This is a genomic window from uncultured Aquimarina sp. (assembly GCF_947492405.1).
In the GTDB taxonomy this organism is placed as follows: domain Bacteria; phylum Bacteroidota; class Bacteroidia; order Flavobacteriales; family Flavobacteriaceae; genus Aquimarina.
This window is the reverse complement of the sequence record NZ_CANLMP010000004.1, coordinates 179,986-192,125: the sequence shown is the minus strand read 5'-3', so window position 1 is coordinate 192,125 and position 12,140 is coordinate 179,986. Positions and strand designations below refer to the sequence as shown.

Sequence of the window (12,140 nt, the reverse complement as noted above, 5' to 3'; positions counted from 1 at the left end):
GTTTCGGAAAAGTACTGGTTTTACAGTTAATATTAGAATTAATTAACTAATTTTGTTAAGATGGTGTAGGGTTTTAATTGCGTATGCTGTTATTATTATAAGTGGATTATGTAATTTTTTGCCATTTATAAAATATATATTTATAATTAATGAAAAATAGACTAACTTAATACATCACACAAATATTATGAAAAAAATTATTTTATGTGCCGTAGCATTACTTTGTTGTATAATTGCTAGTGGTCAAGTTACAAACGAAGGGAAACCAAAGAGTTGGAATACTGAGTTCTTAAGTATTGAAAAGCAATCTCTAGTGGCTATTGAAATGCCTGATTTTGACTTAATAAAAATTCAAAAAGAAGATGTTATAAATGATCAGGATAGATCAAAAGTATATCGTTTTGGTTATGAGTTTGATGTGAATTATAACATAAATAATTCAGGTAAGTGGAGTCAATTATCAAACGGTGATTGGATTTGGAGGATTCGATTTAAATCTAAGAAAGCTCGCACGATGAACTTTGTCTTTAAGAAATTTAGATTGCCTGAAGGTGCATCATTATATTTATATAATATTGATAAATCAGATTTGTTAGGAGCATATACAAGTACTTTTAACAGGGATGATGAAATGCTAGGAACATGGTTAGTAGAAGGAGAGGATATAGTTCTTGAATATTTTGTTCCTAAGTCAGCAAAAGGAAAAGAAAAACTACAAATATCTAAAATTGTTCACGGATATCGTTCAGTTACTGATTTTGATGTTCAACAAAAAGCTTTGAACGATTCTGGTGATTGTAATCAAGATGTAGATTGTCCTGTGGGGAGTGACTTTGATGATATAAAAGATGAATTAAAGAGAGGTGTAGGACTTATGGTAGTTGGTAGTTCAGGGTTTTGTACAGGAACTTTGATTAATAATACCAATAATGATGGAGCTCCCTATTTCTTGTCTGCAAATCACTGTTTTGAAAATAATAATACTGGCGCTGTAGGTAATACTTCGATATGGGCATTTCGATTCAATTGGATAAGTCCTAATCCATCATGTGCTACTACTACAAATAGTACTAATGGAACTTTTGATCAAACTACGAGTGGATCAACGATATTAGCACGTAATACAAAGTCTGATGTTTTACTACTTAACATAGACTCAAGTCTTCCTGATAGTTGGGATTTGTATTGGGCTGGATGGGATAGAACCGGAACGGCACCTAGTTTTGCTATAGGGATTCATCATCCATCAGGAGATATTATGAAGGTATGTAGGGAAAATCAATCTCCAACCGAAAGAATTATTGATTTCAATGGTAATCCTACTACTGAAATGTGGAATGTTGCTGATTGGGATCTTGGGGTAACAGAAAGAGGCTCTTCTGGGTCTGCATTGTTTGATCCTAGTGGTAGAATTATAGGTCAGTTAGCTGGTGGTGCGGCTGCTTGTGTATTTACTAATGATAATGATCAATTTGATGTATATGGTAGATTTGATGTCTCATGGGATTTTGGAACTACTAATGCTACAAGGCTTTCTAATTGGTTAGACCCAGCTAATACTGGAGCAACTACTTTAAATTCATTAGCCGAAGAGATTACATTGAGTGTTAATGAAAATAAATTGGATAACAGCACTGCGCTTTACCCAAATCCATCTAATGGGGTATTTAATGTATCTAATAACTCTGGAAGTAGATTGACCTATAATCTGTTCAGTATCACAGGTCAATTAGTAGGAAAAGGTGAGATGATTGATAAAAATACCGTATTAGATATGTCTGCTAATGTTAGTGGGATATATTTTATTTCTATTACGGATGCAGCTACTAATGTGAATATTACGAAGAAGCTTGTGATTAATAAATAAAAATCATTTCATATAAAATAAAAAAGGTTTGGTAAATTATTTACCAAACCTTTTTTATTATCTCTGTTTTTATTTAGACTTTTTTGCAACAATAATTTCTTTTTCACTTTCATTTTTGAAAGTTAGCATAGGGTCTTTTAAGTTTTTGGTTTTTAATTCAGAAAGTGCCTTAAAGAAATCCTTTTCTATTCCTGCAGTTTTTTCGCAATATCTTTTTGAAGCCATTGGATAGCCTGCAGAAAAATTTTCCCCCTCTGTAGTGTAGTTACAAGAGTAGGTGTTGCATCCTGAGAATCCGGACATTGTATTATTTTCAGGACTTATAACTATGGTCAGATTATGTTCAGAAACGTCTTTTCCATAGAGGGATGTAACTACATATGTGCCATCTGGTTCTACTTGATTTTTAGTTCCAGTGTTTTTAGAAGTAGCTGTATTTGTGCTATTACAATTACAGAATAAGGTAAGAGAAATTAAAAGTAAGCCTAGGTATTTCATAATGATTTGGATTTTGTGTAAAACATCAAAGCGATGTATATTATTTCTAATATAACAAATTTATTATATTTTAGTCTTTAATCTTAGTTGTGATAGATTAATTAGAAATTATTTTTATCTAAATAACAAGCCCATTTGTCTATGAAACAAGAAGGTAGAAAGCAAGAAATAGTAAATGCTGCGGCGATTCTTTTCAAGGAAAAAGGGTATAGCGCAGTTACGATGAGAGATTTGGCTACGGCTATGGGTATAAAAGCTGCAAGTTTGTATAATCATATCCAATCCAAACAAGAGATTTTATCAACGATTATTATTGAGCTTGCAGAAGAATTTACTCATGGAATGAATCAAATAGTAGATTCTGATAGTAGTTCAATTCAGAAATTAGAGAATATAATAAGTCTTCATATCGATGTTACGCTTCGAAATGCAGATGGTTTAGCCTCACTTAATAATGATTGGATGCATTTGGAAGAAGATAATCTTCTGTATTTTGAGAAAATGCGTCAAGATTATGAAGATAATTTCAGACAAATTGTTAAAAAAGGAGTAGAGATGAATGAGATCAAATCCAATAATATAGAGATTATTGTCTTTTCCACATTATCTACACTCAGAACGCTCTATTTATGGTATCCAAAACAGAAAAATATTGATGCCAACATTCTTAAAAAAGATATGATATTTGTGTTGTTACAAGGAGTAGTTTAAAATTAACAATTAATTAATTGCGTATGAAACTAACAATTGTTAGTTTTGTTGTACTATAACGATATAGTATAATATTTCATGAGTGATTTTCATACCATAAAAATAGCCGAGGTTCTTAAAGAAACCAAGGATTGTACTTCAATAACTTTTGATATACCTCAAAACTTAAAAGAGGAGTTTTCATATAAACAAGGTCAATATCTAACATTGAAAACAATACTAAATGGAGAAGAAGTAAGGCGTAATTATTCCTTGTGCTCTAGCCCTATTGAAGATAAGTGGCAAGTAGCAGTAAAGAGAATTGAAGGTGGTCTTTTTTCGAACCACGCTTGCAATATTTTAAAGGCTGGAGATACATTAGAAGTTTTACCACCTAACGGAAGTTTTTATACGGATGTTGATACCACTAAATCCAAGAATTATATTGTTTTTGCTGCAGGAAGTGGGATTACACCAATTCTTTCAATAATCAAAACACATCTTGCTTTAGAGCCTAATAGCACATTCAAGTTGTTTTACTTGAATCGCACTGTTAAATCTATTATCTTTAAAGAAGAGATAGAGGCTTTAAGAAATACCTATTTTGGAAGGTTTGAGATATTTTATTTTTTAACAAAAGAACATCGAGATATTCCATTACTAAATGGAAGATTTACTTCAGAAAAACTAAAAGAACTTACAGATAAGGTTATAAATGTTCCAGAAGTTGATGAGTGTTTTATTTGTGGTCCTGAAGAGATGATTTTCTTAATAAGAGATGAATTGGTCGAAGCTGGCTTGTCCAAGAATAAAATTCATTATGAATTATTCTTCTCTGGTGTTACAGAAGAAGATAAAAAAAGAGCTGCAACCGCAGTAGAACATAAGTTTGATGGAACCGAAGTGACCATTATTGATGGTGGTAAAGAATTTCATTTCGGAATGGATGATGAGTATGATAATATCTTAGATGGTGCATTGGCAGCAGGAGCAGATCTTCCTTTTGCTTGCAAAGGAGGTGTTTGTAGTACTTGTAAATGCAAACTAGTGGAAGGTGAAGTAGAGATGAAAATAAATTATGCATTAGAAGAAGATGAGGTGGCAAAAGGATTAGTATTGTCTTGTCAGGCAGTACCAACCACTGAGAAAGTAGTGGTAGATTTTGACGTGTAATTTTTTGTCATTCCAGCGCGTCACACTGAGCTTGTCGAAGTGTAGGCTGGAATTCAAGTCACTATAAAACTTAGAATTATGAGTGAAAAAGAAATAAAAAACACTGGGGCTGAGCCTAGTCGAAGTCTGGAAGAACTCTTTGATCAAAGAATTGCCAGAGACGAAAAAATTGAACCAAAAGATTGGATGCCAGAAAAGTATCGAAAGACCCATATCAGGCAGATATCACAACACGCACATTCAGAAATTGTGGGAATGTTACCAGAAGGTAACTGGATATCCAGAGCACCATCAATGAGACGTAAAGTAGCATTGTTGGCTAAAGTACAAGATGAAGCCGGACACGGATTGTATTTGTATAGTGCTTGTGAAACTCTGGGAATTTCTAGAGAAGAACTATACGAACAGTTACATACTGGAAAAGCTAAATATTCTAGTATTTTTAATTATCCAACATTAACCTGGGCAGATATCGGAGCTATAGGTTGGTTAGTAGATGGCGCTGCAATCATTAATCAAGTTCCGCTTTGTAGTACTTCATATGGGCCATATGCCAGAGCTATGATTCGTGTTTGTAAAGAAGAAAGTTTTCACCAGCGACAAGGATTTGAGATCATGATGACCTTGGCAAACGGAACTCCAGAACAAAAAGAACTAGCTCAGGATGCATTAAATCGTTGGTGGTGGCCATCCTTAATGATGCTTGGGCCAACAGATGCAGAATCCGTGCATACAGAACAATCAATGAAATGGAAACTAAAACGTAAAACCAATGATGAATTACGTCAACAGTTTATAGATCAAACCGTGCCACAGGCTGATCTTATTGGCTTGACAGTTCCAGATCCAGATTTAAAATGGAATGAGGAAACAAAACATTATGATTTTGGAGACATCGATTGGGATGAATTCTGGCAGGTAGTTAAAGGCCATGGCCCTTGTAATAAAGAACGATTATCGGCAAGAGTAGACGCTTGGAACGAAGGAGAATGGGTTCGTGATGCTGCAATGGCTTATGCCGAAAAACAACAGGATAATAAAATTAAGAAAGCAATTTAATAAATTCCTTGTTGATATTTTCTCGCTATTAGAGAAGTTACAATAAGGGCGTATTGATTATGAAAAAAAATTGGCCACTTTGGGAAGTCTTCGTTAGAAGTAAAAATGGTTTAGAACATCGCCATTTCGGAAGTTTACATGCTGCCGATGAAGAAATGGCATTAGAAAACGCCAGAGACGTGTATACGCGTAGAAGTGAAGGAGTAAGTATATGGGTAGTAGAATCTAAACATATTACTGCTTCTAATCCAGAAAACAATGGGGAGTTGTTTGAACCTGCTCAAGATAAAGTGTATAGGCATCCTACATTCTATACATTACCAGATGAAGTAAAACATATGTGATTATTGTTGTTACAATAATTACAATTCCCGTGAAGGCGGGAAACTTATAAAGGGAACCTAAAGTTAATCAAAAGATACCCGCTTTCGCGGGCAGTGTAATGAAAAAAGAAAATCTTATACAATACATCTACGGGATTGCCGATAATGCTTTAATACTAGGTCAACGTCTTTCTGAATTATGTGGACATGGTCCTAATTTAGAAACGGATATCGCCTGTACAAATATGGCACTCGATTTATTAGGGCAAACTCGTAGCTACTATCAATATGCAGCTCATCTGTCTGGAGAAAAAGTTACAGAAGATGATATAGCTTTCTTGAGGACTGAAAGACAATACAAAAATGTATTACTGGTAGAACAACCAAATACGAATTTCGCGTATATAATTACACGTCAGTTTTTTTATGATGTATTCCATTTATTGTTATTGCAGGAATTACAAAATAGTAAAGATGAAACACTTGCTGCAATTGCCAAAAAAGGAATTAAAGAAGTAAGTTATCATCAACGTTTTTCTTCAGATTGGATAAAAAGGCTAGGAGATGGAACTGAAGTAAGTCACCAAAAAACTCAGGAAGCAGTTAATGATCTTTGGAAATTTACGGATGAATTATTTCAATTGACAGAAGAAGATAAAAATGCTGTTGAATTAGGGGTTGGAGTAGATGTTAGTCTTTTAAAAGAAAAGTATTATCAGATAGTGGGTGAAGTTTTAGAAGAAGCTACTTTATCTGTTCCAGAACTTAAGTGGTTTAGAAAAGGTGGTAAAGAAGGAATTCACAGTGAACATATGGGCTACTTGCTTTCGGATTTACAATATATGCAACGCACATATCCTAATATGAAGTGGTGACAACTAAATTGTCATCCCAGCGTGTCACACTGAGCCTGTAGAAGTGTAGGTTGGGATCTGTTTAATGGAATAGATCAAGAATTAAAAAAATGACAATTGAACTAGAGCAACATATTGACCCTAAACTATTCTCGATTCTTGAGAAAGTTAGTGATCCGGAAATTCCGGTATTATCTATTATGGATATGGGAGTTGTTCGATTTGCTCAAATGGTTAATAATATTGCTCAAATTAAAATCACACCAACATACAGTGGATGTCCGGCAATGGACGTGATCGGTGATGATATCATCAATGCTTTTAGTCAAGAAAATATAGAAGCAAAGGTATCCTTAGTGCTATCCCCAGCCTGGACAACCGATTGGATCACTCCAAGAGGTAGAAAAGCACTTGAAGAATATGGAATTGCAGCTCCATTAGAAGAAGATGCAGATAAAGAAGCTTTGCTAGGGAATAAGAAGATCGTAAAATGTCCTCAATGCGGCTCAACCAACACAAAAATGATAAGTCAATTTGGTTCAACAGCTTGCAAAGCATTGTTTCAATGTGAAGACTGTCTTGAACCTTTTGATTACTTCAAATGTTTGAAATAATATGCTGGGACTTAGAACTACAATATATAAAGTTAGTGATCTGAAAAAAGCCAAAGAATGGTATGCAAAAGCTTTTGCTACAAAACAATATTTTGATGAACCATTCTATGTAGGTTTTAATATCGGTGGATATGAACTTGGACTTTTACCAGAAGAAGCTATTGTAAAAGATAAAGCAGATAGTGTACTTTCCTATTGGGGAGTAGATGATATTCATAAAACCTATCAAAATCTCATTGAATTAGGAGCTAAAGAACACGAAAAACCTACTAATGTCGGAGGTGAATTGATGGTAGCATCGGTGAAAGATCCTTGGGACAATATTATCGGAATCATATATAATCCAGAATTTAAAATAAAAAGTTTAACAGATTTAAAAGAATAACCTATACTCCCTCTCCTTCTGGGAGAGGGTTGAGGTGATAGCCTATGAACTCAATAGAATTAACAATAGAAAACAGAATTGCTAAAGTCACCTTAAACCGTCCTGAAACTTTTAATAGTTTTAATAGAGAAATGGCATTAAGATTACAAGATACTTTAGATGCTTGTGAAACAAATGATGAGGTTAGAGCAATAATCTTAACAGGTAATGGCAAAGCATTTTGTGCCGGTCAAGATCTAAAAGAAGTTACTTCTCCAGAATTAAATCCTGGTTTTAGAAAAATACTGGAAGAACATTACAACCCTATAGTAAAGAGAATACGAAGTATTGAGAAACCAATAATTGCGGCAGTTAATGGTGTGGCAGCCGGTGCTGGAGCAAATATCGCTTTAGCTTGTGATATAGTAGTAGCATCAGAAGTAGTAAGTTTCATTCAGGCATTTAGCAAAATTGGATTAATACCCGATAGTGCTGGAACTTTTTTTCTACCAAGATTAATTGGCTTTCAAAAAGCATCAGCATTGATGATGTTAGGAGATAAAGTAACCGCAAAAGAAGCAGAAGAATTAGGAATGTTATACAAAGTATTTCCTGCCGAAACTTTTGAAGAAGAAGTACTTAAACTAGCTTCCAAAGTTGCTAAAATGCCAACAAAAGCCCTAGGGTTGACTAAGAGATTGCTAAACCAATCAATGGTTAATACTTTGGATCAGCAGTTGGCTATAGAATCTGATATGCAAATAGAAGCAGCAGAAAGTGAGGACTATGCAGAAGGGGTAAATGCTTTTATAGAAAAAAGAAAACCAGTTTTTAAAGGAAAGTAAAACACGATTCACAAAATATAAATGTAAAAATTGTAAATCGTAATTCTTAAATCAAAAATATGATTATAGGCGTAATAGGATCCGGGACAATGGGTAGTGGTATTGCACAGGTGGCAGCTACTGCTGGCTGTAAGGTAAAAGTTTTTGATACTAAGCAGGAAGCTTTAGATAAAAGTAAGCTTGCTTTAGAAAAAATTCTTTCTCGTTTAATCGAAAAAGGGAGAATTGATGAAACAGAAAAAAAGCGTATTCAATTAAATATCTCTTATGTAAATACACTAAAAGAACTTAGTGATACCAATCTTACCATTGAAGCGATCATTGAAGATTTAAATATTAAGAAAAAAGTATTTTCAGAATTAGAAAGTTATGTTTCTGAGGATGCTATTATAGCATCCAATACTTCTTCATTATCCATTGCTTCTATCGCTTCCTCATTACAAAAACCAGAAAGATGTATAGGAATTCACTTCTTTAACCCAGCTCCACTAATGAAATTGGTAGAGATTATTCCTGCTGTACAAACTTCTGATGAGGTTAAAAATAAGGTTGTTAATATTATCAAAGATTGGAAAAAAGTAGTAGCAATTGCAAAAGATACACCAGGCTTTATTGTTAATCGCGTAGCAAGACCTTTTTATGGAGAATCACTTCGTATTTATGAAGAAGGATTGGCCGATATAGAAACTATTGATAAAAGTTTAAAAGAATTAGGAGGTTTTAGAATGGGACCTTTTGAGCTGATGGATTTCATTGGAAACGATGTCAATTATACCGTGACCGAAACAGTATTTAAAGCCTTTTATTTTGACCCAAGGTATAAACCATCTTTTACTCAAAAAAGATTATCTGAAGCTGGATATCTGGGAAGAAAATCCGGCAAAGGATACTATAATTATGATGAGAAAGGTAAGATGTTATCTCAAAATGTAATCAGTTCTGTCACTTCGAGCGGAGTCGAGAAGTTATCCAAAGAAGAACTTTCACAATACATATATAATAGAGTATTAGTCATGTTAATTAATGAAGCTGCAGATGCATTATTCTGGAATATAGCTTCAGCAGAGGATATTGATAATGCCATGACCAAAGGAGTAAACTACCCAAAAGGATTACTGTCTTGGGCAGATGAAAAAGGAATTGATTGGTGTGTTAATAAACTAGATAAACTATATAACGAATATCACGAGGATAGATACAGATGCAGTCCACTTTTAAGAAGAATGGAACGGGAGAACATAACATTTTTCTCATAGCGTTGAGGAATGAGGTTGTAGGTTACATATAGAAAAATGATCACAGAAATTTTAAAGCTATTACTTTTAGAATTCAATGAATACTTAAAATACTCTTAATTCAGATACTCAAAAACTAAAAATGAACTCAAAAGCTCACATACTCAAAAACTCACAAACCATTCCAGATAAAATGCTTAGTCAGGATGCTTTTAGTCAATGGTTAGGGATTGAGGTTCTAGAGGTAGAAAAAGGAAGATGTAAAGTAGGTATGACAGTCCGAAAGGAAATGCTTAATAGTATGGGTAAAGCTCATGGAGGAATTTCGTATAGCTTGGCAGACACTGCTTTTGGCTTTTCTGCAAATACGCATGGTAAGTATGCAGTTTCAATTGAGACATCCATTAATCATATTGAAGCATTAGAAGAAGGAGATTATTTAACCGCTGAAGCGGTGACCGATATAGCAAAAACTAAAATTGGATTTAATATCGTAGAAGTCAAGAGAGAAGAACAAATTGTGGCGCTTTTTAAAGGAGTTGTCTATAGAACCAATAAAGAATGGGAATAACTAGTAATCACAAAACCAAAGAACATAAACTAATGAGAATTTTTTTAGTAGTAATATCACTTTTATCGGTTATTTCCTGTGGAAAGGAAACCAAATCAAAAACCGAAACATTAGAAGGAACAGAACCTATTGTAACAGAAACCAAAGAAGAAATTTCAGAGGAAGTCCAAAATGCGATGGGAGATCTTTTTAGTGATCAAATAGTAATGGAGGTAGACGAAACGGTTTTTGTGATTGATAACGGGACAAATCGAGCAAACGAAGATATGTCTGCGGGTATAATGAAAATGTTAGCGCCCCAGCCTTATGATATTTTCAAAGCAAAAATGATGAAAGAACCTGAAGAACAAAATGGAGTAACTTCTTTAGGAATCAAAGAAGTTGAATTAGGAGGCAAAAAAGTACTTGTTCAGAAGTCAATGACGCTAGATCAAACAGGAGAGAAAATGATCATGATGATGTATGCAATACCAGCAGGAGAAAAAACAATAATGATATCTTCTTATTTCATGGGAAAGGAAGAATCTAAATATTTACCATTAATAGAAAAATCAGTGATAACAGCAAAGTTGAAGTAATATACTTTTCTGCTCAAAAACTCACATACTCAAAGACTACAAATGAAAGAAGCATATATAATAGATGGAGTTAGAACTCCGATAGGAAGCTATAAAGGAACCTTGTCAGCTGTCAGAACAGATGATTTAGGAGCTTTGGTAATTAAAGAATTGGTTAAGAAAAACCCTAATATCCCCAAGGAAGCTTATGATGATGTGATTATGGGATGTGCAAACCAAGCAGGAGAAGATAATCGTAATGTAGCAAGAATGTCACTATTGTTAGCAGGACTTCCTTTTACGGTACCTGGTGAGACGATTAATCGATTATGTAGTTCGGGTTTATCAGCTATTGTGCAAGCTAATAGAGCTATTAAAGCAGGAGATGGCGATCTTTTTATTTCAGGTGGAGTAGAAAATATGACACGTGGACCATATGTAATAGCAAAACCTTCTTCAGCATTTGGTAATGATTCTAAAATGTATGACTCTAGTTTCGGATGGCGTTTTGTAAACAAGAAGATGCACGAACTATATGGAACAGATGGGATGGGGACTACTGCAGAGAATTTGGTAGAAAAATACAATATATCCAGAGAAGATCAAGATGCTTTTGCATATTGGAGCCAGATGAAAGCCACTAAAGCGCAAGAATCCGGAAGACTAGCAAAAGAAATTACAACTGTGGAGATTCCACAAAGAAAAAAAGATCCAATTCAGTTTTCTAAAGATGAATTTATCAAGCCAACTACTACCAAGGAAGTATTAGGTAAGTTACGTCCGGCATTCAAAAAAGATGGAAGTGTAACTGCAGGAAATGCATCAGGATTGAATGATGGAGCTGCAGCAACAATAATAGCTTCCGAAGAAGCCGTTAAAAAATACAATCTTAATCCAATCGCTCGAATTGTAAGTTCAGCAGTGGTAGGAGTAGAACCCAGAATTATGGGTATTGGTCCGGTTCAGGCTTCTAATAAAGCATTAGAAAAAGCTGGAATCACAATGGCCGATATTGATGTGATTGAACTCAATGAAGCTTTTGCTTCACAAGCATTAGCCTGCATCAGAGAATGGGGATTAAAAGATGACGATCCGAGAATTAATCCTAACGGAGGATCCATTGCGATTGGACATCCGTTGGGAGTAACAGGAACTAGAATTGCCTACTCTGCAGCCTTAGAATTACAAGAACAAAATAAAAGATATGCACTAATCACCATGTGCGTTGGAGTTGGACAAGGATATGCTTGTGTAATAGAGAATGTCAATTTTTAAAGATATATATAATGCATCATTGGTTATTCTAGTGAAAACTGGAATCCAAAATAAAGTAGTTAAAATTGAAGATAGTGTTTTTGAAAATAAATTAGCGTGAGCAATTTTAAAGGATAGAATAAAAACGTCCTAAGAAACTTCAACGTAAAAAAATGAAGTGAATAGAACGTAAAAATTAAATTCGCAAAATGTTAGAATGAATAAGCTGCTTCAAA

The 12,140-nt window shown here is 34.2% G+C and carries 14 protein-coding genes; 13 read left to right on the top strand and 1 reads right to left on the bottom strand.

The genetic code is table 11. From position 1 onward, the window contains the following. The first annotated feature begins 187 nt into the window (after positions 1-187). Positions 188-1,867, top strand: a complete 1,680-nt coding sequence (locus tag Q0829_RS15525) for a T9SS type A sorting domain-containing protein (RefSeq protein WP_298544738.1) — start codon at positions 188-190, stop codon at positions 1,865-1,867. A gap of 69 nt (positions 1,868-1,936) precedes the next feature. Here Q0829_RS15525 and Q0829_RS15520 read toward each other — a convergent pair whose 3' ends face one another. Beyond that, positions 1,937-2,365 carry an META domain-containing protein gene (locus Q0829_RS15520; RefSeq protein ID WP_298544736.1) on the bottom strand — a complete coding sequence of 143 codons (429 nt, stop codon included), beginning with the start codon at positions 2,363-2,365 and terminating at the stop codon, positions 1,937-1,939. A 141-nt stretch (positions 2,366-2,506) separates the two neighbouring features. Here Q0829_RS15520 and Q0829_RS15515 point away from each other — a divergent pair, with 141 nt between their 5' ends. From Q0829_RS15515 to pcaF, 12 genes are all read left to right on the top strand, one after another. Further along, a complete protein-coding gene (locus Q0829_RS15515) occupies positions 2,507-3,076 on the top strand; it encodes a TetR/AcrR family transcriptional regulator (RefSeq protein ID WP_298544733.1) in 570 nt (189 codons plus the stop codon). A gap of 78 nt (positions 3,077-3,154) precedes the next feature. Beyond that, on the top strand, positions 3,155-4,228 hold the full coding sequence (gene paaE, locus Q0829_RS15510) for a 1,2-phenylacetyl-CoA epoxidase subunit PaaE (RefSeq protein ID WP_298544731.1): 1,074 nt from the start codon (positions 3,155-3,157) through the stop codon (positions 4,226-4,228). 78 nt (positions 4,229-4,306) lie between these two features. Continuing rightward, positions 4,307-5,287: a 1,2-phenylacetyl-CoA epoxidase subunit PaaA gene (gene paaA / locus Q0829_RS15505; RefSeq protein WP_298544729.1), complete on the top strand. Its 981-nt coding sequence runs from the start codon at positions 4,307-4,309 to the stop codon at positions 5,285-5,287. Positions 5,288-5,346: 59 nt separating this feature from the next. Continuing rightward, a complete protein-coding gene (gene paaB, locus Q0829_RS15500; protein ID WP_027395271.1) occupies positions 5,347-5,631 on the top strand; it encodes a 1,2-phenylacetyl-CoA epoxidase subunit PaaB in 285 nt (94 codons plus the stop codon). Positions 5,632-5,729: 98 nt separating this feature from the next. Continuing rightward, positions 5,730-6,485 (top strand): 1,2-phenylacetyl-CoA epoxidase subunit PaaC, encoded by a 756-nt coding sequence (gene paaC / locus Q0829_RS15495; RefSeq protein ID WP_298544721.1) that lies wholly within the window; start codon positions 5,730-5,732, stop codon positions 6,483-6,485. An 89-nt stretch (positions 6,486-6,574) separates the two neighbouring features. Next, positions 6,575-7,078, top strand: coding sequence for a 1,2-phenylacetyl-CoA epoxidase subunit PaaD (gene paaD / locus Q0829_RS15490; protein ID WP_298544719.1), 504 nt, complete (start codon positions 6,575-6,577; stop codon positions 7,076-7,078). 1 nt (position 7,079) lies between these two features. Beyond that, entirely contained in the window at positions 7,080-7,463 is a 384-nt protein-coding gene (locus tag Q0829_RS15485; RefSeq protein WP_298544717.1) for a VOC family protein, read from the top strand. A gap of 44 nt (positions 7,464-7,507) precedes the next feature. Further along, positions 7,508-8,287, top strand: a complete 780-nt coding sequence (locus Q0829_RS15480) for an enoyl-CoA hydratase-related protein (protein WP_298544714.1) — start codon at positions 7,508-7,510, stop codon at positions 8,285-8,287. Positions 8,288-8,346: 59 nt separating this feature from the next. Then, positions 8,347-9,543 carry a 3-hydroxyacyl-CoA dehydrogenase NAD-binding domain-containing protein gene (locus Q0829_RS15475; protein WP_298544711.1) on the top strand — a complete coding sequence of 399 codons (1,197 nt, stop codon included), beginning with the start codon at positions 8,347-8,349 and terminating at the stop codon, positions 9,541-9,543. Positions 9,544-9,664: 121 nt separating this feature from the next. Further along, the gene (locus Q0829_RS15470) at positions 9,665-10,093 is read left to right on the top strand and encodes a hotdog fold thioesterase (RefSeq protein ID WP_298544708.1); all 429 of its coding nucleotides are present in this window, start codon (positions 9,665-9,667) and stop codon (positions 10,091-10,093) included. A 32-nt stretch (positions 10,094-10,125) separates the two neighbouring features. After that, positions 10,126-10,671, top strand: a complete 546-nt coding sequence (locus Q0829_RS15465; protein WP_298544705.1) for a hypothetical protein — start codon at positions 10,126-10,128, stop codon at positions 10,669-10,671. Between the two features lie 42 nt (positions 10,672-10,713). Next, positions 10,714-11,925 carry a 3-oxoadipyl-CoA thiolase gene (gene pcaF / locus Q0829_RS15460; protein WP_298544703.1) on the top strand — a complete coding sequence of 404 codons (1,212 nt, stop codon included), beginning with the start codon at positions 10,714-10,716 and terminating at the stop codon, positions 11,923-11,925. Positions 11,926-12,140 lie beyond the last annotated feature (215 nt).

Bases quoted from the DNA above. Each gene is read 5' to 3' on its own strand.
- Q0829_RS15525 (WP_298544738.1), top strand. From the start codon at position 188: ATGAAAAAAATTATTTTATGTGCCGTAGCATTACTTTGTTGTATAATT.
- Q0829_RS15520 (WP_298544736.1), bottom strand. From the start codon at position 2,365: ATGAAATACCTAGGCTTACTTTTAATTTCTCTTACCTTATTCTGTAAT.
- Q0829_RS15515 (WP_298544733.1), top strand. From the start codon at position 2,507: ATGAAACAAGAAGGTAGAAAGCAAGAAATAGTAAATGCTGCGGCGATT.
- paaE (WP_298544731.1), top strand. From the start codon at position 3,155: ATGAGTGATTTTCATACCATAAAAATAGCCGAGGTTCTTAAAGAAACC.
- paaA (WP_298544729.1), top strand. From the start codon at position 4,307: ATGAGTGAAAAAGAAATAAAAAACACTGGGGCTGAGCCTAGTCGAAGT.
- paaB (WP_027395271.1), top strand. From the start codon at position 5,347: ATGAAAAAAAATTGGCCACTTTGGGAAGTCTTCGTTAGAAGTAAAAAT.
- paaC (WP_298544721.1), top strand. From the start codon at position 5,730: ATGAAAAAAGAAAATCTTATACAATACATCTACGGGATTGCCGATAAT.
- paaD (WP_298544719.1), top strand. From the start codon at position 6,575: ATGACAATTGAACTAGAGCAACATATTGACCCTAAACTATTCTCGATT.
- Q0829_RS15485 (WP_298544717.1), top strand. From the start codon at position 7,080: ATGCTGGGACTTAGAACTACAATATATAAAGTTAGTGATCTGAAAAAA.
- Q0829_RS15480 (WP_298544714.1), top strand. From the start codon at position 7,508: ATGAACTCAATAGAATTAACAATAGAAAACAGAATTGCTAAAGTCACC.
- Q0829_RS15475 (WP_298544711.1), top strand. From the start codon at position 8,347: ATGATTATAGGCGTAATAGGATCCGGGACAATGGGTAGTGGTATTGCA.
- Q0829_RS15470 (WP_298544708.1), top strand. From the start codon at position 9,665: ATGAACTCAAAAGCTCACATACTCAAAAACTCACAAACCATTCCAGAT.
- Q0829_RS15465 (WP_298544705.1), top strand. From the start codon at position 10,126: ATGAGAATTTTTTTAGTAGTAATATCACTTTTATCGGTTATTTCCTGT.
- pcaF (WP_298544703.1), top strand. From the start codon at position 10,714: ATGAAAGAAGCATATATAATAGATGGAGTTAGAACTCCGATAGGAAGC.